The following is a 20,865-nucleotide window of genomic DNA, read 5'->3' on the forward strand; positions in this document are numbered from 1 at the left end:
TCTCGAACCGTGAAATCATGACCGAGAAGACACCGGCCAGCACCGGACAGTCCGGCCGGCCGGCCCCGGTCGAAGCCCTCCAGTCCGTTCCTCACCGGGTCGTGGAGTGGCTCGCGGGGCGAAACATGTTCGTCGTCATGGGCGGCTTCTTCCTGTTGGGGTTCGTAGCGCGGCGAATCGGGCCACTGGCACCGCACGACTGGGTGTTCTTCCTCATCGGCGGTATCCTCCCTATCCCGCTCGCGACGGTCTCGACCGAGGCGGACGGCTACGAACACGAGATTTCGAACGCGGACCGGCTCAAGTTTCTCGTCTCCCAGCTTCGCTGGGGGTTCACCCCGTGGGGCATCCTGACGCAGGTTCTCCAGATAGGCGGCACCGCGCTCGCCTACGTGCGGTATCTCGGCCGCCTGCCGAGTCGCACCAGATACACGCCCTCGACCCGGCTGACCGTCCCGTTCTCGGGCGAGTGGACGACCGTCAACGGCGGCATCACCAAGCCGACCTCGCACTCGTGGGGAATCGTCTCCCAGCGATACGCCTACGACTTCGTCGTCACCGACGAGAACGGCGACACCTACGACGGCGACGGCGACGAACTGACCGACTACCACGCCTTCGGTCAGCCGATTCGTGCCCCCGCTGACGGGACCGTGGTGAAGACGAAGGCGTCGCTCCGGGACTACCCGAAGCCCGGGTCGGGGTGGCTCGAATGGCGCACCTGGGACATCGCCGGCAACCACGTCGTCATCGAACACGAAAGCGGGGAGTACAGCCTCGTGGCGCACCTCAAGCACGAGAGCGTCCGCGTCGACCCCGGCGACGCGGTCACCCGGGGACAGGTCGTCGGCGAGTGCGGGAACTCGGGGTTCTCGAGCGAGCCGCACCTGCACTTCCAGCTCCAGGACAGCGCGAACTTCTGGTTCGCCGCCGGGCTCGTCCCCCGGTTTGTCGGAACCGCCGTCAACCGCGACGACGACCGCCGGGTCGAGCACGCGGTCTACGAGCAACTCGAAGACGACCGGGACGAACTGTACCTCTGGGCCGGCGACACGGTCGCGCCCGCCGACGACTGAGAACTGGAGTGTGGACGGCTCAGTGGGCCGTCCAGCCGCCGTCGACCGGGACGTTCGCGCCCGTCACGTACGAGGCGTCGTCCGAGGCGAGGAACGCGATGACCGGGGCGATCTCCTCCGGCTGTGCGGCACGGTTCATCGGCGTATTGGTCTGCAGGAACGACTGGAAGCGCTCGGATTCGAGCAGGTCGTCGGTCATCGGGGTGTCCACGAACCCCGGGCAGACGCTGTTCACCCGGATGCCGTCGCGGGCGTAATCGATGGCCACCTGCTGGGTGAAGTTGACCACACCGCCCTTCGCCGCCGAGTACGAGGCCGCGCCGTGCCCGCCGACAAGCCCGTAGATGGACGCGACGTTGACGATGCAGCCACCCGAGTCGCGAAGATGTGGCAGTGCGGCCTTGGTCCCGTGCATCACGCCAGTGAGGTCGGTCGCGATGACCGCGTCCCACTCCTCGAGTTCCATCTCCTCGACCGATGTGACGCTCCCGATGCCGGCGTTGTTCACCAGCACGTCCAGCCCGCCCAGGGTCTCGACCGCGTATTCGACGAGCGCGACCACCTGGTCGTACTCTCGCACGTCGGTCTGGAAGAACTCACAGCCCAGGTCCTCGGCGACCTGCCGGCCAGCATCCTCGCTGCGGCTGGCGACCACGACCGACGCGCCCGCCTCGCAGAACCGTGTCGCGGTGGCGCGACCGATGCCGGAGGTCCCGCCTGTCACGATGGCCCGCTTCCCTTCGAGCGTCATGTCGGAAGAGTCGTGTTCCGGCGAGATACCGCCGTCCCTGATTCCTGAGCGACGCCAGGCCAGGCGCACAGCATTTGTAGCTGCCCGCCGAAACCCTCCCCCATGGCCCTCACACGCCTGACCACCGTCGACGAGATACCCGAGAACGGGTCGTACCTGTTCACCGTCCGCGAGTCCCACGGCACCGAAGAGGAGGTCATCCTCGTCCGTCAGCCGGACTGCATCGAGGCGTGGAAGAACTTCTGTCAGCACGAGACTGACCAGCGCCTCGACCGCGGGATGGGCGCCGCGATGCGCGACGGCGAGATAATCTGTCCGAAGCACGGCTCCATGTTCGACGCCTGCTCGGGCGACTGCGACAACGGGAAGGCCGAGGGGCTCTCGCTCGTGCCGGTCGACATCAGCGTCAACCGCGGCGTCGTCTACCTGACCGACGACGACTGCGAGTACCTCCACGACGGCGGTATCGACGACGGTGACGACGGGATGCCGGGGTCGTCGTCGCACCTGCAGTTCTGACCAGCCAACAGAAGGCGGAAGACCCTTGCTCGCGAGCGCCCTTGCGAACAGCAGAGAATGACGGAACTCCGCGTGGCGACGTTCAACTGCCGGTACGATACACCCTACGACGGTCCGGACGCCTGGCCGAATCGGCGCGAACAGGTGGTCGACCTGCTCGGCGACATCGACGCGGACCTGTTCGGGGTACAGGAGGCGACGCCCCACCAGTTCGACTACCTGCAGGACCAGCTCCCGGGCTACGAGTGGTTCGGCGTCGGCCGGAAGGGTGGCGAGGAGGGCGAACACGTCCCGGTCGCCTACCGTCCCGAGAAGGTCGAGGCGCTCGAGACGGGCGCGTTCTGGCTGTCCCCGACGCCGGACGAGGTGAGCGTCGGCTGGGACGCGGCGTACCCCCGCGTCGCAACCTGGCTCGACGCCGAGGTCGACGGGCGACCGCTCCGGTTCCTGGCGACGCACTTCGACCACGAGGGCATCGAAGCCCGGTACGAGAGCGCTCGACTGCTTCGTGATACCTTCCTGACCGGGGAGGGGCCCGAACTCGTCGTGGGCGATTTCAACGCGACACCGCAGTCCCGCCCGGTGTCACACCTCACGGGAGGCGGTCTCCAGACCGCCCGGGAGGCCGCGGCGAGGGTCGAGGGACCACAGGGGACCTTCCACCAGTTCGACGGCCACGCCGACGACCGTATCGACTACATCTTCACCAGCGACGACTTCGCCGTCTCCCGGTTCGAGACGGTCATCAGTCGCGCACCGTATCCCTCCGACCACTGGCCGGTCGTCGCCGACCTGGTGTTCTGAGACCGCGTTCCCCGCTCGCCGACCCGGGTCCCGGTCACAGGAGCACGAACGAGGGGAAGTACAGCAGGAGACAGAGCACGCCCGCTGGCCGGGAGAGTCCCCGACGCCAGTAGAAGAGCGCGAGGACGAACAGCGAGACACCGAGCATGTACGCGCCAGACAGCCGAAGCGCGGCGACGTTGTTCACCGTCACGTCTGCGAACAGCGCCCCGATGCCGAGCGAGAACACTGGGTCGGTGATGTTGCTGCCGAGGAGCGACCCGACCGAGATACCGGCATCACCCTCTTTCGCCGCGATGCCCGCGACCGCGATCTCGGGCAGTGTCGTCCCGAGGCCCGTCAGCAGCCCGAGAAGGTAGGTCGGAACGCCGAGGATGGCACCCAGTTCGATCCCGTTCGTCACCATCAGGTGGCCCCCGACCACGACCATCAGCAGCCCTGCGAAGATCCGCGGAAGCGTCTTCGCGGGCGGCGCGCGCTCCTCGATGACCTCCTCGGTGATCTCCTCGCCGCCCTCGTTCGAGTACAGGTCGTGGATGAAGAACACGTACGCGAGCATCATCAGGAAGCCCTCAGAGCGGATGAGCAGACCGTCTTCGAGCGTCAGGAGCATGATGATCATCGAGAGCGTCATCGCGCCCCCGTAGATGGCGACGTTCCGGCGCTCGGCCTCGATGGGAGCGATCAGGGCGACGATGCCGATGGCGAGGGTTATCTGGGCGGTCTCGGAACCGACGATGTTCCCGACCACGAGGTCGCCCGCGCCGTACAGGGCCGCGTAGATGGAGGTCGTCATCTCCGGGATGGACGTGCCGATGGAGATGACGGTGACGCCGACGAAGAACGTCGAGACGCCGTAGTAGAGTGCGAGTTCGCCGGCGGACCGGACGGTCTGGTCCGCCCCGATGATGAGGAGCGCCAGCCCGCCGACGAACAGCCCGAGTTCCACGAGCATCGTGCTCACCGTCGATTCGAGGTGGCATAATACGCGGCCATGGCAGTCGAGACTGTCGGGTGGAGACGCATTGGAACGAGCCAATGGGGGGTGGCTCGTTCCGGAAACGGTTGGTGGATGTGGGTGCTCCGGGGCGGTCGTATTCCCCCAACGACCGCTGTCTCAGGTGACGACCCCCGAACGCACCATCCATGAATTGACAGTTCCGTTATTTAACTACACCGCATTACTACGAAAGACCGACACTGCCAGCCGGTACCGGGAAAACCAACCAGCCTAGACGCACTTCTCGCAGGTTGACTGGTCTACTGGCCGTACGATTCGAACTTCTCCTCGACCGTCTCCAGTTCCGCGGTCGTCAGTTCCGTCGGTTCACCCACGTTCCGGGCCTGCAGGTACACCTGACAGAGATTCTCGATGTGGCCGGTGTTCTCGACGGCGGTCGGGAGGTCCTCGGCCGTGACGACGAGGCCGTGGTTCTCGATGAAACACGCCTGCGAGTCCGCCTCCTCCATGGCCGCGACACAGTTCTCGGCGAGCTCCTGCGAGCCGTACGGGGCGTACTCCGCCACCGGCACCTCGTGGCCCACGGAGACGATCATGTAGTGGACCGGCGGGAGCGGTTCGTGCAGGACCGACATCGTCGTCGCCCACGTGGAGTGAGTGTGGACGATGGCACCCGCGTCGATGTCGCGATAGAGGTAGCGGTGCATCGGCACCTCGCTGGAGGGCTTCATGTTCCCGGCGAGTTGCTCGCCCTCGAAGTCGACGACCGGCACGTCCTCGGCGTTGAAACTATCGTACGGGACGCCGGTCGGCGTCACCGCGAACGCGTCCTCCGACCGGACGCTCAGGTTGCCGGTTCGACCCGGGGTGAGGTCTGCGAGGTCGGGGGCCCACTGGACGACGGCGTCGCGTTCCTGTTCGAGTGTCATAATACCAACTCTGTGAGGTCTGCGAAGTTAGCAGTTCGGAAATCCGGCCGACGGCGACCTTCCAGGTCGGCCTCGGCCTGCGACCCGCCCTCGAACAGCACCGTCGACAGCCCGACCGCGTTCCCGCCCTCGACGTCCGCCTCGACGCTGTCCCCGACCATGACGGCCTCGCTCGGGCGCAGGTCGAGCTGGGCCAGCGGGAGCGTGAACATCACCGAGGCGGGCTTCTCGGACCCGGTCTCCTCGGACGTGACCACGAGGTCGATGGCGGATTCGAGCCCGAGGTGTTCCAGCTTCTTCAGCTGGATTCGGGTCGTCAGGTTGCTCACGACGGCGACTTTGACGCCCTCGTCGTGGAATCTCGCCAGCGTCTCCTCGACGCCGTCGAACAACTCCATCTCCTGGATGTAGGTGTCCCAGTACGCCTCGCCGAGCTCCAGCGCGTGGCGGGACTTGTGGGTCCCGGTGTATATCTCGATGAGTCGCTTGAAGTAGAGGAAGCGCTCGTGGGCCGAGGCGGTCCCGGCGAGTTCGCGTTTCACCTCGCTTCGGGCCGCCTGGTAGTACTCCCTGAACTCCGCACGCTCGAAGTCGTACCCCAGGTCCCGGGCCGTCTCCAGCGCGGCCTCCTTGCCGGCCTCGTTGCACGGCTCGTACGGGTAGAGCGTGTCGTCGAGGTCGACGAAGACCGCCCGGTATCGATAGCTCATATCCATTTCCTTCTCGGGCGGGGACACATTCGTCTATCGTTCCGTCGTCAGACCGGGGAGGAAACGAACGAAAACAGCCCGACTGCGAGCAGGTAGCCGTACACCCCGCTGGCGAACGGAATCGCCGTCAGCGCCCGAACCGGCGCGGCCACGACGTATGCGGCCGTTCGCGGGCCTCGCGGCAGGTTCCCCGCAGTTCGGAAGAGCGAGGCGGTATCGCTCGAACTGGGAACCGCAGTCAGGGCGAAGATAGCCCCGAGCCAGCCGAACAGGTAGGCGAGGCTCGAGCCGGCGAGAGCGCCGAAGACAACAAAGGCGGCCGCACCGAGGACCGTGTTCACGACGAGCGGCGCGACCGCGATACCGAGGTCGGCGACGAACGAGTCGACGCGCTCGTGGTCGACGTAGGCGTCCTCCGCGAAGGGGTTGAGGTAGCGACTCGCGGTGACGCGGACGCCGAACAGCCGGCACGCCTGCACGTGGGCGAACTCGTGGCTGACGATGCCGGGTGCGAGCACGAGCGTGACGAGGACGTTGTAGAGGGACTGCAGGGCGGACACGAACTACCCGACTCTACGCGGGCATCCATCAAAAGTCCGTCCGGTTCGACCACAGACCCTTGACCGACGGGCACCTAATCGGGGTATGGGCCGAGGTCAAGACCTCCACGAGTTGTTGGCCGGCGCGGAATCGCTCGTCATCGTCTGTCACGACAACCCCGACCCCGACAGCCTCGCGTCCGCGATGGCGCTCCACGAGATCGCCAGCGACGCGGGCGTCGAGGAGGTGACAGTCCTGTACGCGGGCGACATCTCCCACCAGCAGAACCGTGCCTTCGTAAACCTGCTGGAGCTGGAACTGGAACAGTTCTCCGTGGAGTCGCTGACGGCGGGTGATATCATCGCCTTCGTCGACCATTCGGTCCCCGGACAGAACAACAGGGTTCCCGCGGAGGTCGATGTCGATGTCGTCGTCGACCATCACCCCGCAGAGAACGTCGTCGCGGACTTCATCGACCGACGGGAAGGCTACGGGGCGACCGCGACCATCTTCGTAGAGTATCTCGACGAACTCGGCATCGACGTCGATACGCGGCTCGCGACCGCACTGATGTTCGCATTGCGACGCGAGACCCTGGAGTTCCTCCGGGGCGTCTCCGGACCCGACTTTGCCGCCGCCGAGCGCTTGCAAGAGGCGGTCGACATGGACCTGCTACGAAAGGTCGCCCACCCCTCCATCAGCGAAGCGACCATCGACGCCATCAGCGACGCGATCGACAACCGGATCATCCGTGGCTCGGTCCTCATCTCGCACGCGGGCCGGACCACGGAGCGTGACGCCCTCCCGCAGGCGGCGGACTACCTCTCGGACATGGAGGGCGTCGACACCACGGTCATCTTCGGCCTCATCGACGATGTGGTCGAGATAAGCGCCCGGTCGACCGACTCCCGCATCCACATCGGCGACGCGCTCAAGGCCGCCTTCGGCGACGTGGGAAGCGCGGGTGGGCACCGGCAGATGGCTGGCGGACAGATTCCACTCGGGCTGTTCGCCGACTACGCCGACGACGGCGGCCTCGTCGACATCGTCGAGACCATCGTCACGCAACGGCTGGTCGACGAGTTGCACCTGAGTGACCGGAACGACGACAGCGAGTGAGCTGTCGACCGCCGTCTGATGGGCGTTCAGTTCTCGACCCTGGCGAACGCGCGTTCGTCTATCGGTTCACCACAGACGATACAGCCGTCCAGCATGACGAGTTCCCGGACCTCCCGGTCGACGACCGTTCTCGCCTCACAGTTCGGACAGTCGAACTCGAAGTGTCGGGACACGGTTCGACCCTGCCTCCCTGAAGGGGAGATAGTACAATGAGACGACACCCAACGAGTGGAGGCGGTTTTTGTCGGCGGTGACGTCCCGGCCGAGAAAGGTTATCGCCTGGAATCGCGTACGTCCCTCGTGATAGACGACCGACTCCTTCGTCGCCTCGACTGGCTGCTGGCCGCCCTCTCGGTGTGGCTGGCGCTCACGCTGGTCCTGGGCAGCTTCGCCCTCATGACCGTGAACCTCGGTATCGGCATCGCGGCGCTCGCGACCATCGTCCTGGTCGGGACCATCGCAGTCATGTCCTACCTTCGCTCGGCCGCCCCCGACACGGACCTCCGGGTCGAGGTGCGCTGAGACCGGACGCGAACGGAATCCCGCTACTGGGCGAGGATGTCGTCGAGTAACTTCCTCTGTGCGGCGGCGAGGTGTTCCGCGAACGTCGAGCGCGTGATGTCGAGGCGATCCGCGACCTCGGTCGCGTTGGCGTCCCGGGGATGCGCGAAGTAGCCCTGCTGGTGGGCGGTCTCCAGCACCTCGCGCTGGCGGTCGGTCAGCGACTGTCGGTCGACGAAGACGAGGTCGTCCGCGTCCTCGCAGGGCTGTGACCGCGTGAGCCGGCGGACCGCCACGCCGTCGAACTCGTCGCGGAGGTCCGTGATGACCGCCCGGAGCGACTCTACGTCCGAGACGTAGAAGGTGAGGTAGATGACGCCGCCTTCGGCCCGTAGGTCGCGGACGGGACACCCGTGGCGTTCGACGTGCTCGCAGACGCAGCCACAGCCACAGTCGCGCGTGAACCGGTAGACGTGGTCCGACCCCGTGCTGTAGACCTCCTCGAGGTCATCCTCACCGTCGAGTTCCTCGCCTATCGAGAACTCGCCGACGACCTTGCCGTCGCCCGGATGGCCACTGCGAGTGACGGTCTCGACCGGCGCGTAGTCTGCAGAGACCGCCGCGACCCTGCATACGGAGGGTTCGCGTATCGATACCTCCGCGCGGATACCACTCGCCATAACACCTGATATTTCCCGTGCTCGTCTGTTGTTCCTTTTCCCGAACATGTTCGGCCGGATTTAGCACTTAAACCCCCTCTATTCTGTGGTCCGCGAGTTACCGGGGTGGAACGGAAAGACCCGCACATGGCTTCGAACGACGGCAGGTTGCGGTCGAATCGCCCGACTGGAATCGAGTATCGAGGTGAGTCGGCGGTGAAACCATGAGACGAGGAACCATCGTCATCGCGGTCATCATCGCGCTGGTGCTCCTGCCGATGTGGTACGTCGCGCTCCATGGCGAGCCACCGAGCGAGGAGATCGAGATTGACCAGAGCGTCTCGGAGATGCGGCCCCTCCAGGAGATAATCGATACGCCGAACAAGCTCTCGCCGAGCCAGGTCGGCGTCATCGTCTGGGTCGCCCTGTTCGGCCTCGTCGGCGCGTTGACCGCGGTCCACCGCTTCATGAACGAGGCAGTCAGGCCAGACGATTCGGCGGACGCCGCGGTGGCCGACGGCGGGCAGGTTGGCTTGCCCTGGTTCGACACCGAGAACCGCTGGGTCGTCGAGTACCACGACGCCTCGGACGCGGTCGAGGGAATCGTCGCGATGGGCGGGTTGACCATCCTCGCCATCGCGTTCGCGGCGCTGTTCACCGGTGAGTACCTCACCCTCGCCCGGACCCAGTACTTCGGCGTCTACGCCGCGGGGATGTTCACCTCGCTCGCCATGCTCACGGTCAGCTACTACGCGTTCTTCATGCCACACGTCGAGGTCGCCGAACGGAGGGGTCACTCATGAGCGGCGACGACTGCGACGGCTGCTGTTCGGACTGCGGCGACGACGGCTACGGGGCACCGACCATCTACTCCGACAGCCGCGCCGAACTCCAGCGCCGTGACTTCGCGAAGGTGATGGCCACGGTCGGCGGTCTGACCGCCGTGGGCACGCTGGCCGCACCACTCGCCGGCCTCACGCAGGTGTTCGAGCGGGACTACACCGGACCCATCTACTCCGACGGTATCTACCTCGTCGACAGCGAGGGCGAGCGAATCACCGAGAAGGCCCTGGGCGAGGGCGAGAAGATGACCGTCTTCCCGGAACCCCGGCCCGGCATCGAGGAGGCACCGACCCTCCTCGTCAAGTATCCAGAGTCCGCCTACGGCGGCGAGACGAAACTGGAGTTCACGACCGGCGGCTACGCGGCCTACTCCAAGGTGTGTACCCACGCTGGCTGCATGGTCTCCAAGGAGGAGGGCGACACCCTCGTCTGTCCGTGTCACTTCGGGAAGTTCGACCCCAAGAGCGGCGCAGCCGTGGTCGGCGGCCCGCCACCGCGGGCGCTGCCACAGCTCCCCATCACGGTGTCGAGCGACGGCTACCTGATGGCGACCGGCGACTTCGAAGCGCCCGTCGGCGCGGGTGGTGAGTGATGTCGCGACTCGATTCCATCCGGCAGGGCGCGACCGACGCCCCCAGCCGGGCCTACGACTGGGCCGACCAGCGCTTCGAACTCGACAGCGGGCGGAACGCGCTCGGGAAGGCGTTCCCCGCCGAGGACTCGTTCCTGCTCGGCGAGGTCGCGCTGTTCTGTTTCATCGTGCTCGCGCTCACCGGGATGTTCCTCGGGATGTTCTTCGAGCCGAGCACGAGCAGTGTGACCTACGAGGGCAGCGTCGAGAAGTTCCAGGGACAGGAACTCCCCGAGGCGTTCGTCAGCGTCCTGCAGATAACCTACGACATCCCCTACGGGATGTTCATCCGGCGGATGCACCACTGGGCGGCCCACCTGTTCGTGGCCTCCATCGGACTGCACATGCTCCGGGTGTTCTTCACCGGGGCGTACCGGAACCCGAGGGAAGCGAACTGGGTCGTCGGCTCCGGGCTCGCCGTGCTCGCGATGGGCGCGGCCTACACCGGGTACGCGCTCCCGTTCGACGAGTTCGCGAGCACCGCCACCGGTATCGGCTTCAACATCGCGAACTCGATACCGGTAGTGGGCAGCATCGCCGCGAAGGTGATGTTCGGCGGGGAGTTCCCGTCGAGTGCGACCATCCCCAGATTGTACTTCCTCCACGTCCTCGTCATCCCGGTGCTCATCGGGGTCGGGTTGGCGCTACACATGGCGATCCTGATACGCCAGAAGCACACCGAGGCACCCCGGGACGGTGACGTGAAGTCGGGACGCAAACCGGTCGAGCAGGACGACGGCGACGTCATCATCGGCCTCCCGGCGTTCCCCAACCAGGTCGCCGTCAGCGCCGTGGTGTTCTTCCTGACGCTCGCCACGCTGTCGGTGCTGGCCGGCTTCCTGCCGGTCCACAACATCGCCGAGTACGGCCCGAACGACCCGGCGGGCACGCCGGAACTCATCATGCCCGACTGGTTCTTCATGTGGCTGTACGGCTTCCTGAAGCTCCTGCCGACGTGGCTGAGCTTCACCATCCCCGTGGTCGACATCCACGTCAGCACCGAGTTCCTCGGCGGCGTGGTGCTCCCGGGACTGGTGTTCCTGGCGGTGTTCGCCTGGCCGTTCATCGACTATCACAGCCAGCAGACCCACTTCACCTCGGACCCGCTGGAGCGACCCTGGCAGACCGCCACCGGCGTCGCCGCCATCGTGTTCATCATGATCGCCTCCATCGCGGGGATGAACAACATCCTCGCAGAGGTGCTCGGAACGACGACCAGTGCCGTCAACCCGTTCCTCATCGTGGCGCTGCTGGTCGCCCCGGCCGCTTCCGGTGGTATCGTCTACCGGGTGCTGTCGGACGGGAGAACGCCCAGCGATGAGGGCCAGCAGGAGGTGCCTGCCGATGACTGAGTGGACCGTCTCGGCGCGGGCCTACACCCGGCTCGACCGGGCGACCAAGCTCGGCGGGCTGGCGCTGGTCGCCATCGGACTAGAGTTGGGCGGGAGCGACCCCGCAGGTATCGCCTTCGGCGTGGCTGGGGCCGCGCTCGCACTGACCACCGTCTTCGTCACGAAACATGAGTAACCAAGAACCGACCCACGACGAGCGAGACGAGAGCGACGTGACGCCGTCCAGACGCGGGTTCCTGAAGGGACTCGGCGCAGCGACGGCCGCAGGACTGACCGGCATCGGCGCAGCCGATGACCTCTTCCAGATGGAAGGGCTCCAGGTCGTCGACGACCCCATCGGGAACTACCCCTATCGCGACTGGGAGGACCTCTACCGCGAGGAGTGGGACTGGGACTCGGTGTCCCGGTCGACCCACAGCGTGAACTGCACCGGCTCCTGCTCGTGGAACGTCTACGTCAAGAACGGCCAGGTGTGGCGCGAGGAGCAGGCCGGGGACTACCCCCGCTTCGACGAGAGCCTCCCGGACCCGAACCCGCGGGGCTGCCAGAAGGGTGCCTGCTACACGGACTACGTCAACGCCGACCAGCGCATCAAGCACCCGCTCAAGCGCGTCGGCGAGCGCGGCGAGGGCAAGTGGAAGCGCATCACCTGGGACGAGGCGCTCGCCGAGATCGCCGACCACGTCGTCGACGAGGTGCAGGCCGGTCGGTACGACTGCATCTCCGGGTTCACGCCGATTCCGGCGATGAGCCCCATCTCGTTCGCCTCCGGCAGCCGCCTCGTCAACCTGCTCGGCGGCGTCTCCCACAGCTTCTACGACTGGTACTCGGACCTGCCGCCGGGCCAGCCCCTGACGTGGGGCGTCCAGACCGACAACGCCGAGAGCGCGGACTGGTACAACGCCGACTACATCATCGCGTGGGGGTCGAACATCAACGTCACGCGCATCCCCGACGCCAAGTACTTCCTCGACGCCGGCTACAACGGGACGAAACGCGTCGGCGTCTTCACCGACTACTCCCAGACCGCCATCCACACCGACGAGTGGATGAGTCCCGAGGGCGGGACCGACACGGCCCTCGCGCTGGGCATGGCCAGGACCATCGTCGAGGAGGACCTGCACGACGAGGCCCACCTGAAAGAGCAGACGGACATGCCGCTGCTGGTCCGCGAGGACACCGGGAAGTTCCTCCGCGCCAGCGAGGTGCCCGGCCTCGGCGACGAGGTCGAGGACCCCGAGAAGACGTTCGTCATGCAGGACGAATCGGGGACGCTCCGGGTCGCGCCCGCATCCCTCGGCGACCGCGACGGCGAGTACGACAAGTCCGCGAGCATCGAACTCGACTTCGAGCCCGACCTCGCGGTGGAGCGGACGGTCGACGGGGCCGACGCCGAGATTCCGGTCCGCTCGGTCTGGCTGAACCTGCAGGACGAGTTATCCAACTACGACCCGCAGTACGTCTACAACGAGACGGGTGTCGGCGAAGACACGCACCAGCGCATCGCCCGCGAGTTCGCCGAGGCCGAGCGCGCGAAGATCATCCACGGGAAGGGCGTCAACGACTGGTACCACAACGACCTCGGGAACCGGGCGCTCCAGTTGCTCGTCACCCTCACCGGCAACCTCGGTCGGCAGGGCACCGGCCTCGACCACTACGTCGGCCAGGAGAAGATCTGGACTATCCACGGCTGGAAGAAGCTCTCGTTCCCGACCGGGAACGTCCGTGGCGTCCCGACGACGCTGTGGACGTACTACCACGCCGGCATCATGGAGAACACCGACGAGGACACCCGGGCGAAGATACAGGAGTCACTGGATAAGGGCTGGATGCCGCTCTACCCCGAGAAGCGCGATGACGGGTCCAGACCCGACCCGACGACCATGTTCGTCTGGCGGGGGAACTACTTCAACCAGTCCAAGGGGAACGTCGCCGTCGAGGAGACGCTGTGGCCCAAACTCGACCTCGTCGTCGACATCAACTTCCGCATGGACTCGACCGCGATGAACGCGGACATCGTCCTCCCGACCGCGAGCCACTACGAGAAACACGACCTCTCGATGACGGACATGCACACCTACGTGCACCCGTTCACGCCGGCGGTCGAACCCCTGGGCGAGTCCAAGACTGACTGGCAGATCTTCCGCGAGCTCGCCGCGAAGATTCAGGAGGTCGCCCGTGACCGCGGCATCGAACCCGTGCAGGACCGGAAGTTCGACCGCGAGATCGACCTCACGACCATCTACGACGACTACGTTCGCGACTGGCTCGACGACGAGGAAGGTGCTCTCGAAGAGGACCGGGCGGCCTGCGAGTTCGTCCTCGAACACTCCGAGGAGTCCAATCCACACGACAGCGACGAACAGATAACCTTCGCCGACACGGTCGAACAGCCACAGCGGCTGAAGGCCGCCGGCGACCACTGGACCTCCGACATCGAGGAAGGCGAGGCCTACACGCCGTGGAAGCGCTTCGTGCAGGACAAGGAGCCGTGGCCGACGTTCACCGGCCGCCAGCAGTACTACATCGACCACGACTGGTTCATCGAGCTTGGTGAGCAGCTGCCCACGCACAAGGGACCGGTCGCCGAGCAGGACCGCGAGGAGTACCCGCTGAAGTACAACACGCCCCACGGTCGGTGGTCCATCCACTCGACGTGGCGCGACTCCGAGAAGATGTTGCGCCTGCAGCGCGGCGAGCCGCTGGTCTACCTGCACCCCGAGGACATGGACGAACGCGGCATCGAGGACGGCGACACGGTCGTCGTCCACAACGACCTCGCCGAGGTCGAGGTCCAGGCGAAGGAGTACCCGAGCAGCCAGCGCGGCACCGCCCGGATGTACTTCGCCTGGGAGCAGTTCCAGTTCCCCGACCGGGACAACTTCAACTCGCTCGTGCCGATGTACATGAAACCGACCCAGCTCGTCCAGTACCCCGAGGACTCGGGTGAACACCTCTACTTCTTCCCCAACTACTGGGGGCCGACCGGGGTGAACTCGGACGTCCGCGTCGACGTCCGGAAGAAGGGAGGTGATGACGGATGAGCAGCCAGTCCGACGACGGGGTGAACCTCGCCGACGGCGTCGACCACCAGGTCGCGATGGTGATGGACCTGAACAAGTGCATCGGCTGCCAGACCTGCACGGTCGCGTGCAAGTCGCTCTGGACCGAGGGCGGCGGCCGCGACTACATGTACTGGAACAACGTCGAGACCCGCCCCGGCAAGGGCTACCCGAAGAACTGGGAGGAGAAAGGCGGCGGCTGGAAATCCAGCGAGCATAACGAGCGCAACCCCGGCGAGATTCCCGAACAGGAGGACTACGGCCACCACTGGGAGTTCAACCACGAGGCCATCATGTACGACGGGAGCGACGAGCCCCTTCGCCCCCAGGGCGACCCCGAGTGGGGGCCGAACTGGGACGAGGACCAGGGGGCCGGCGAGTACCCCAACTCGTACTACTTCTATCTCCCGCGTATCTGCAACCACTGCACGCACCCCTCCTGTGTCGAGGCCTGCCCGCGCAAGGCCATCTACAAGCGCGAGGAGGACGGCATCGTGCTGGTCGACCAGGAGCGCTGCCGGGGCTACCGCTACTGCGTGGAGGGCTGTCCGTACAAGAAGGTGTACTACAACGCGGTCAAGAAGACCTCCGAGAAGTGCATCTTCTGCTACCCGCGGCTCGAAGGCGAGGGGCCGAACGGGGAGACGTTCAAACCGGCCTGCGCAGAGGAGTGTCCGCCACAGCTCCGGCTCGTGGGGTTCCTCGACGACGAGGAGGGCCCCATCCACAAGCTGGTGAACGAGTACGAGGTCGCGCTGCCCCTGCACCCCGAGTACCAGACCGACCCGAACGTCTACTACATCCCGCCCTACGCGCCGCCACAGCACTCCGAGGACGGCGAGACCGTCGACGTGGACCGCATCCCCAGAACCTACCTCGAGGAGCTGTTCGGCGAGCGAGTCCACGACGCGCTCGACACCATCGAACGCGAGCGCGACAAGGTGAACCGCGGCGGCGAGAGCGAACTCCTCTCGATGCTCACCGACGAGAATCCGGCCCAGAAGTACCGCATGGAGGTGTTCGACGATGACTGAGCGAACGGAGACGGGGAGCGGGAGACGGGCCGACCGTGAGACCAGACAGACCATCGCGGTCACGCTGGCGCTGACGGCGCTGGTGGTCGCGTCGGCCCTGCTGGTGCCGATGCTCGCCAGTGCCCGCCCGGCCCACCAGATTCCCGTCCACGAGCCGGTGGGCGAGACGAGCGCCGCGAGCCCGGACGCGGCCGCCTGGGGTGACGCACCCCCCGTCGAGGTCCCGATGACCAGCGCCCCGAGTGGCGTCCCAAACGCCGATACGACCTCGGTCGAGGAGGTCACCGTCCAGGCGATCCAGACGGATGAACGGTTCTACGTCCGCCTGTCGTGGGCCGACGGAACCGCAGACCGGAACGCGAGCAGCCCCCGGGAGTTCGCCGACGCGCTCGCGGTCCAGGTCCCGGTGAACCAGAGCGCCCGCCCGCCCATCTCCATGGGCAGCACGCGCAACCCGGTCAACGTCTGGTACTGGAGTTCGCCCAGCGGGGCAGAGGAGCTACTGGCCGGTGGTCCCGCCACGACCACCGAGTTCGAACAACCCGCGGTGAACGTCTCGACCAGCTACGAGGACGGCCACTGGCGGGTCGTGTTGGCCCGCGACCTGCAGGCCACCGGCCAGAACCGGACGGTCGTCCCGACGGACGAGGACATGGACGTCGCCTTCGCGGTCTGGAACGGCTCCGAGATGGAGCGCTCCGGCCGGAAATCCGTCAGCGAGTGGTACCACTTCGCGCTGGGTCCAGGCCCGCAAGGCCCACCGTACGAGACGCTGCTGTGGTCGGTCGCTGGCGTCTCCATCGTCGGGGTGGCGGTCGCGACCGTGACGGCGATGCGACGAACCTGAGGTGAGCTGATGCAAGAACAACCCGATACCACGCGAGACGACGAGGAATCGACCGCAGGGACGACGAGTGACGAGCCACCGATGCCGGACCAGACGGACAGGGAGGCCGCGGCCCGCGGCGCACTGTACGGGCTGTGTGCGACCCTGTTCCGCGAACCGAGCGCGTCGGTCCACGAGCGACTGGCCAGTGGCGAGGTCACCGAGACCGGTGCCGAACTGGTCGCGGTCTCGGGACTGGATATCGACCCGCCGGACCTCGGGACCGACGACGACCACGACACGCTCTGTGCCCGCTACAACGACCTGTTCACGGTCGGCTACGCGGAGTACGAGGACCGGACCGACGGGTCGCTCGATTCGCAGGGGCCGCCCGTGTCGCTGTACGAGTCACGCTATCGTTCGGAGGTGTCCTGGAACGACGTGAACCTGGACCTCGCCCGGGCCTACGAGTACTTCGGCGTCGAGGTGAACCAGGAGACGCGCGACAACCACGACTTCCTGCCCTACCTGCTGGAGTTCGCGGGCTACCTCGCCCGGCAGGAGGCAGTCGCAGCCGACGACGAGGGTCGCGACCTCGCCAGGGCCCGCCTCGACTTCCTCGACCGACACCTCAGGGTGACGGTCCCGGGAGTCGCCGAATCGATGGCAGCGCAGTCCGGGACCGGTCTCTACGGGGTGCTCGCCGACTTCTGTGACCGGCTCTCCCGGGCCGACCAGCAGGCGCTCGCCGCGCGCTTCGAGGGAACGCCCCCGGCTGAGGACCAGCGAGGTGACGACCCGTGAGCAGTTCGACGTTCGACCACTGGAGTACCCGGACGCGCGGCGCGGTCGCGACCGTGGTAGACGGCCTCCCCGTCACCACCCGGACCGCAGCTGCACTGCTCGCGGTCGTCCCCGCGACCGCCGTGTTCGTCCTCAGGCTGGCGGTGAACGCCTCGCTCCAGGGGCCGGTAGTCGACGCCTCCCTGTTGCGGCCGGTGCTGTTCGCGGCGCTCCTTGGGCCCGCACTCGCGGCACTCGTCCTCGGCGCGAGTACGGCTTCGACCTCGCCTGCCGAGCGCGTCGGCCTGACGTTCGTCGGCGTATTCGGCGTCCTCGCCGGACTCTCCCCGGCGGCGTGGCTGCCGGCTGCGGGGGCGGTCCTCGGCGGTGGTTCGCTCGCCGTCGCGGCCCGGATCCACGAGGCGAACCGGCAGGTCACCCCGCTGGGACTCGTTTCGAGTACCGTCGTGCTGCTCGGTATTGCACTCTCACTGGCGGCCTCCTCGGGCGTCGCAACTACCCTCCGAACCACGGGCACGACCGTGGCACTGCTGGGAATCGCCCTGGCACCGGCGTTCGCCGGACGGAGCCTCTCGTGGCCGGACCTCGGTGCCGGCGCACTGGCCGCGGTGGCGGTGTACCAGGCCGCGACGAGTGCGCCCTTCGTCGCCGGAGCCGCGCTGCTCGTCGGGAGCAACGTCGTCGGCGGGTCCGTGGTGCTGGTCGCGCTGGCGGCCGGCGGCGGCGTCGCCGCGACCGTGGCAGGTGTGAGAACCGGGCGCTGGCCGGTCGCCCTGGGAGCCGTCCTGTTGCTTGTCTCGGGCGTCCCGGCGACGCTGCCCGGAGCAGTCGGGGCGGTGGTCGCGCTCGCACTGCTCGTCGCCGATGGCGGTGCCGGTACCGAGACTCGAGGTGGTCTCGCGTGAGAGACGAGGAGGAGGCCACCGACGGGCCGCCGGACCCGCAACTCCACCCCGAGAACAGTCCCGGCTTCGGCGAGGAACCGGTCGGGCTAGAGGATATCGAGGTCTCCCGCGAGGACGTGACCATCGGGGAGGCCGACCCGGCCGAACTCGCGGCCAGCGACACGGAACCCGTCGAGGACGCGGCCGAGCACGACCTGCTCGCCACCCTCGCGGGCGACGACCCCATCGAGCGCCGCCGAGCCGCGCTCGCGCTGGCCGAACGCGACCCGAGTGACGCCGCAATCGAGGGGCTGGCGGCGGCCGCGGCCACCGACGACGAGCCCGAGGTCCGCCAGTTCGCGGTCGAGGCCCTCGGGAAACTCGGCGGTGACATCGCCGCGCAGACGGCCCGCAAACTGCTGGAAGACCCCGAGCCGTGGGTGCGCGCGGAGGCACTGGTCTCGCTGGACCGGCTGGACCGTGAGAGCCACGAGGAGGCGATCGAAGGCGCACTGGACGACGAGCACCACGCAGTCCGCCGGAACGCCGCCATCTCACTGTTCAAACTCCGCGGCGAGGCCGCGAAGGACCTGCTGCTCGCCCAGACCGACGACGAGAGCGAGCGCGTTCGCGAGTGGGCAGCACACCTGCTCGCGGGCGTGGACGACGACGACGCCAGGGAGCGCCTCGCAGCACTGGCGGATTCGGACGACAGCGACATCGTTTGCCGAACCGCGGCCAGGGCGTACGAGGCCGACCCCGGGGCGTTCCGCCGGCAGTTCAGCGGTGCGCTCGACGAGGTTGACACGACCCTCCCCGGCGAGGACCGCCTGAACCGCCGGCCCGACCTGTGACCATGCACGAGACAGACAACCAGACGGACGAGGACGAGGACGAGGGAGTGGACGAACAGCCAGACCTGCAAGCGCGCGTCGAAGCCGCACTCCGGCAGGTCCGCGACCCCGAGGCCGGCGTGAACGTGTTCGAGGCGGGCCTGGTCGAGAACCTCGTGGTCGACGGGGGGAGCGCGACCGTCGAGGCGGACCTCTCTGACTTCGACCCGGCCGGCGAGCAGCAGGTGGTCGGGGCGGTCCTGCAGGCGGTCCGATCCGTCCCCGGAATCGAGTCGGCCCACGTCGAACCGGTAGCTCCGACGCCGGATTCGGACGTGGACCGCGACAGCGGGACGGCCGCCTTCGACACCGTCATCGCGGTCGCCAGCGCGAAGGGCGGCGTCGGCAAGTCGACCGTCTCGACGATGCTGGCCTGCGCACTCGCCGGTGACCAGGCGGTCGGCCTGTTCGATGCGGACGTGCACGGGCCGAACGTCCCGACCCTGCTCGACATCGCGGGCCCCATCCACTCCGACGACGACGGGCACCCATTACCCGTCGAGGTGCCCGGGGAGGGCACCCTCGAAGCCATGAGCATCGGGTTGATGGAGCAGGGCGCACCACTCGGCTGGCGCGGCGCGATGGCACACGACGCCGTGACGGAACTGTTCGAGGACACGGCCTGGTCGAACACGGACACGCTGGTGCTCGACCTCCCGCCGGGAACCGGCGACGTGGTGCTGACGACGCTGCAGGAGGTCCACGTCGACGGCGTGGTCGTCGTGACGACGCCGTTCCCGTCGGCGGTCGAGGACACCGCGAGGAGCGTCGAGCTGTTCCGGGACAACGACGTGCCGGTTCTCGGGACCGTCGTCAACATGGGCGGGTTCACCTGCCCGTCCTGTGGCGACACCCACGACCTCTTCCCGGACGGCTCGCCAATGGACGACCTCCAGACGACGACGCTGGCGGAACTCCCGTTCGCCACCGAGTTGCAGGAGCCGCCGGTCCCGGGAGCCGTGCCCGAGGTGGTCGAGCCACTGGGTGACGCGGTCACCGAGGCCGCCCAGACCACCTGGGACGTCGGCGCGCCCGAGTCGGCGGTCGATATCCGCGGGCTCCCGCCACAGGACCGCAAGCAGGAAGTCCGCGAGGCGTTCGCTGACCTCGAGTCTGGCGACCCCTTCGTGGTCGTCAGCGACCGGGACCCCTCACCCATCCGGGCGTTCCTCGCCGAACTCGCCGGTGCGAAACCGTCGGCGTTCGACCCGTTCACCGTCAAGCGGGCCACCCCACACGACTGGCTCTTGCGGACGACCAGGCCATGACGGGCGACCGGGAGACGTCGGTGCTGCCAGCTTCTTCCCTCACGGGCGTCGTCCTCGCGGGTGGGACCAGCACGCGGTTCGGACCGACTCCGAAAGCGACGGCGACGCTCGACGGACGGCCCCTGGTGGACCGGGTCGTCCGCCGGCTCTGGCGGGCGACCGGGCGACCGCCGGTGGTCGCGGCTCGCAGTGCAGCGAAACGCGAGCTGGTCACCGAGGCCGTCTCCGAACCGGTCCGGTTCACCCCCGATGCGGACTGGTGTGGCGGCCCGGTTGCCGGTCTCGCCGGGTCGCTGGATGCGGTCGAGACCGACCGCGTGTTCGTCTGTGGCTGTGATATGCCCCTGCTCTCGCCCGCGGCGGTTTCCTGGCAGGCGGCCCGGTTGCAGACGACCGAAGCGAACGCGGTGGTTCCCATGGACGTCGAGGGGCAGCCACAGCTCCTCCACGGGGTATTCGACCGTGACGCGCTCGCGTCGCTGTTCGAGACGCGCCCCGACGACGACCGGCTCCGGGTCGTGCTCGACCGGCTGACCGTCGACCGGGTTCCACAGCACGAGGCACCCCAGAACATCCCCCTCGCCCGGTCGACGGTGAACGTCAACACCCGGGGCGACCTACGTTCGATACCGACGATGGAAGCCGCGGTCGGTCACGGCCCCGACCCGGGCGAACACGTTCGGAACTAAATCGAGGGGA

Annotated in this window: 24 protein-coding genes; 17 read left to right on the forward strand and 7 right to left on the reverse strand. The window is 67.3% G+C overall.

The genetic code is table 11. The features are described from left to right. Positions 1–17 precede the first annotated feature (17 nt). Positions 18–1,076 (forward strand): M23 family metallopeptidase, encoded by a 1,059-nt coding sequence (locus ACSC1S_RS20370; RefSeq protein ID WP_435365923.1) that lies wholly within the window; start codon positions 18–20, stop codon positions 1,074–1,076. 19 nt (positions 1,077–1,095) lie between these two features. Here ACSC1S_RS20370 and budC read toward each other — a convergent pair whose 3' ends face one another. Then, entirely contained in the window at positions 1,096–1,827 is a 732-nt protein-coding gene (budC, locus tag ACSC1S_RS20375; RefSeq protein ID WP_435365924.1) for a meso-2,3-butanediol dehydrogenase, read from the reverse strand. A gap of 102 nt (positions 1,828–1,929) precedes the next feature. Between budC and ACSC1S_RS20380 the strand changes: the two genes are divergently transcribed. Together ACSC1S_RS20380 and ACSC1S_RS20385 are read left to right on the forward strand one after the other, a co-directional pair. Beyond that, positions 1,930–2,346: a Rieske (2Fe-2S) protein gene (locus tag ACSC1S_RS20380; protein ID WP_435320441.1), complete on the forward strand. Its 417-nt coding sequence runs from the start codon at positions 1,930–1,932 to the stop codon at positions 2,344–2,346. Positions 2,347–2,403: 57 nt separating this feature from the next. Continuing rightward, a complete protein-coding gene (locus tag ACSC1S_RS20385; RefSeq protein ID WP_435365925.1) occupies positions 2,404–3,150 on the forward strand; it encodes an endonuclease/exonuclease/phosphatase family protein in 747 nt (248 codons plus the stop codon). A gap of 34 nt (positions 3,151–3,184) precedes the next feature. Here ACSC1S_RS20385 and ACSC1S_RS20390 read toward each other — a convergent pair whose 3' ends face one another. The 4 genes from ACSC1S_RS20390 to ACSC1S_RS20405 form a co-directional block, all read right to left on the reverse strand. Continuing rightward, positions 3,185–4,105 carry a sodium:calcium antiporter gene (locus ACSC1S_RS20390; RefSeq protein WP_435365926.1) on the reverse strand — a complete coding sequence of 307 codons (921 nt, stop codon included), beginning with the start codon at positions 4,103–4,105 and terminating at the stop codon, positions 3,185–3,187. Between the two features lie 305 nt (positions 4,106–4,410). Further along, entirely contained in the window at positions 4,411–5,040 is a 630-nt protein-coding gene (locus tag ACSC1S_RS20395) for a ribulose-1-phosphate aldolase (protein WP_435320444.1), read from the reverse strand. Next, positions 5,037–5,750 (reverse strand): ribulose-1,5-bisphosphate 5-phosphatase, encoded by a 714-nt coding sequence (locus tag ACSC1S_RS20400; RefSeq protein ID WP_435365927.1) that lies wholly within the window; start codon positions 5,748–5,750, stop codon positions 5,037–5,039. Before ACSC1S_RS20400 ends, ACSC1S_RS20395 begins: the two co-directional genes overlap by 4 nt. 47 nt (positions 5,751–5,797) lie before the next feature. Then, complete coding sequence (locus ACSC1S_RS20405) at positions 5,798–6,310, reverse strand: hypothetical protein (protein ID WP_435365928.1); 513 nt, start codon at positions 6,308–6,310, stop codon at positions 5,798–5,800. A gap of 85 nt (positions 6,311–6,395) precedes the next feature. On the opposite strand from ACSC1S_RS20405, the gene ACSC1S_RS20410 reads away from it, so the two are divergent. Continuing rightward, positions 6,396–7,409, forward strand: coding sequence for a DHH family phosphoesterase (locus tag ACSC1S_RS20410; RefSeq protein WP_435365929.1), 1,014 nt, complete (start codon positions 6,396–6,398; stop codon positions 7,407–7,409). A gap of 26 nt (positions 7,410–7,435) precedes the next feature. On the opposite strand, the gene ACSC1S_RS20415 is transcribed toward ACSC1S_RS20410, so the two are convergent. Continuing rightward, complete coding sequence (locus ACSC1S_RS20415) at positions 7,436–7,582, reverse strand: DUF7560 family zinc ribbon protein (protein ID WP_435365930.1); 147 nt, start codon at positions 7,580–7,582, stop codon at positions 7,436–7,438. A 127-nt stretch (positions 7,583–7,709) separates the two neighbouring features. Between ACSC1S_RS20415 and ACSC1S_RS20420 the strand changes: the two genes are divergently transcribed. Next, entirely contained in the window at positions 7,710–7,931 is a 222-nt protein-coding gene (locus tag ACSC1S_RS20420; RefSeq protein WP_435365931.1) for a hypothetical protein, read from the forward strand. A 23-nt stretch (positions 7,932–7,954) separates the two neighbouring features. Here the strand turns inward: ACSC1S_RS20420 and ACSC1S_RS20425 are convergent, their stop codons facing one another. Next, the gene (locus ACSC1S_RS20425) at positions 7,955–8,590 is read right to left on the reverse strand and encodes a helix-turn-helix domain-containing protein (protein ID WP_435365932.1); all 636 of its coding nucleotides are present in this window, start codon (positions 8,588–8,590) and stop codon (positions 7,955–7,957) included. 203 nt (positions 8,591–8,793) lie between these two features. On the opposite strand from ACSC1S_RS20425, the gene ACSC1S_RS20430 reads away from it, so the two are divergent. From ACSC1S_RS20430 to mobA, 12 genes are read left to right on the forward strand one after another with little or no spacing between them, the layout of a single operon-like run. Further along, the gene (locus ACSC1S_RS20430; protein ID WP_435365933.1) at positions 8,794–9,372 is read left to right on the forward strand and encodes a hypothetical protein; all 579 of its coding nucleotides are present in this window, start codon (positions 8,794–8,796) and stop codon (positions 9,370–9,372) included. Then, positions 9,369–10,004, forward strand: a complete 636-nt coding sequence (locus ACSC1S_RS20435; protein WP_435365934.1) for a Rieske (2Fe-2S) protein — start codon at positions 9,369–9,371, stop codon at positions 10,002–10,004. Before ACSC1S_RS20430 ends, ACSC1S_RS20435 begins: the two co-directional genes overlap by 4 nt. Then, entirely contained in the window at positions 10,004–11,395 is a 1,392-nt protein-coding gene (locus tag ACSC1S_RS20440; RefSeq protein ID WP_435365935.1) for a cytochrome b, read from the forward strand. The genes ACSC1S_RS20435 and ACSC1S_RS20440 overlap by 1 nt, the downstream gene beginning before the upstream one ends. Beyond that, positions 11,388–11,570: a DUF8120 family protein gene (locus ACSC1S_RS20445; protein ID WP_435365936.1), complete on the forward strand. Its 183-nt coding sequence runs from the start codon at positions 11,388–11,390 to the stop codon at positions 11,568–11,570. Before ACSC1S_RS20440 ends, ACSC1S_RS20445 begins: the two co-directional genes overlap by 8 nt. Then, the gene (gene narG, locus ACSC1S_RS20450; RefSeq protein WP_435365937.1) at positions 11,563–14,439 is read left to right on the forward strand and encodes a nitrate reductase subunit alpha; all 2,877 of its coding nucleotides are present in this window, start codon (positions 11,563–11,565) and stop codon (positions 14,437–14,439) included. The genes ACSC1S_RS20445 and narG overlap by 8 nt, the downstream gene beginning before the upstream one ends. Beyond that, positions 14,436–15,491, forward strand: coding sequence for a nitrate reductase subunit beta (gene narH / locus ACSC1S_RS20455; protein WP_435320455.1), 1,056 nt, complete (start codon positions 14,436–14,438; stop codon positions 15,489–15,491). Before narG ends, narH begins: the two co-directional genes overlap by 4 nt. Further along, the gene (locus ACSC1S_RS20460; RefSeq protein WP_435365938.1) at positions 15,484–16,338 is read left to right on the forward strand and encodes an ethylbenzene dehydrogenase-related protein; all 855 of its coding nucleotides are present in this window, start codon (positions 15,484–15,486) and stop codon (positions 16,336–16,338) included. Before narH ends, ACSC1S_RS20460 begins: the two co-directional genes overlap by 8 nt. A gap of 9 nt (positions 16,339–16,347) precedes the next feature. After that, positions 16,348–17,121 carry a molecular chaperone TorD family protein gene (locus ACSC1S_RS20465; RefSeq protein WP_435365939.1) on the forward strand — a complete coding sequence of 258 codons (774 nt, stop codon included), beginning with the start codon at positions 16,348–16,350 and terminating at the stop codon, positions 17,119–17,121. Then, complete coding sequence (locus tag ACSC1S_RS20470; RefSeq protein WP_435365940.1) at positions 17,118–18,026, forward strand: DUF8068 family protein; 909 nt, start codon at positions 17,118–17,120, stop codon at positions 18,024–18,026. The genes ACSC1S_RS20465 and ACSC1S_RS20470 overlap by 4 nt, the downstream gene beginning before the upstream one ends. Continuing rightward, entirely contained in the window at positions 18,023–18,859 is an 837-nt protein-coding gene (locus tag ACSC1S_RS20475) for a HEAT repeat domain-containing protein (protein WP_435365941.1), read from the forward strand. The genes ACSC1S_RS20470 and ACSC1S_RS20475 overlap by 4 nt, the downstream gene beginning before the upstream one ends. After that, positions 18,856–20,166 carry a P-loop NTPase gene (locus tag ACSC1S_RS20480; protein ID WP_435365942.1) on the forward strand — a complete coding sequence of 437 codons (1,311 nt, stop codon included), beginning with the start codon at positions 18,856–18,858 and terminating at the stop codon, positions 20,164–20,166. Before ACSC1S_RS20475 ends, ACSC1S_RS20480 begins: the two co-directional genes overlap by 4 nt. Then, positions 20,163–20,855, forward strand: coding sequence for a molybdenum cofactor guanylyltransferase (gene mobA, locus ACSC1S_RS20485; protein ID WP_435365943.1), 693 nt, complete (start codon positions 20,163–20,165; stop codon positions 20,853–20,855). The genes ACSC1S_RS20480 and mobA overlap by 4 nt, the downstream gene beginning before the upstream one ends. The last annotated feature ends 10 nt before the right edge of the window (positions 20,856–20,865 follow it).

The organism is Haloarchaeobius pelagicus, from assembly GCF_051207375.1.
In the GTDB taxonomy this organism is placed as follows: domain Archaea; phylum Halobacteriota; class Halobacteria; order Halobacteriales; family Natrialbaceae; genus Haloarchaeobius.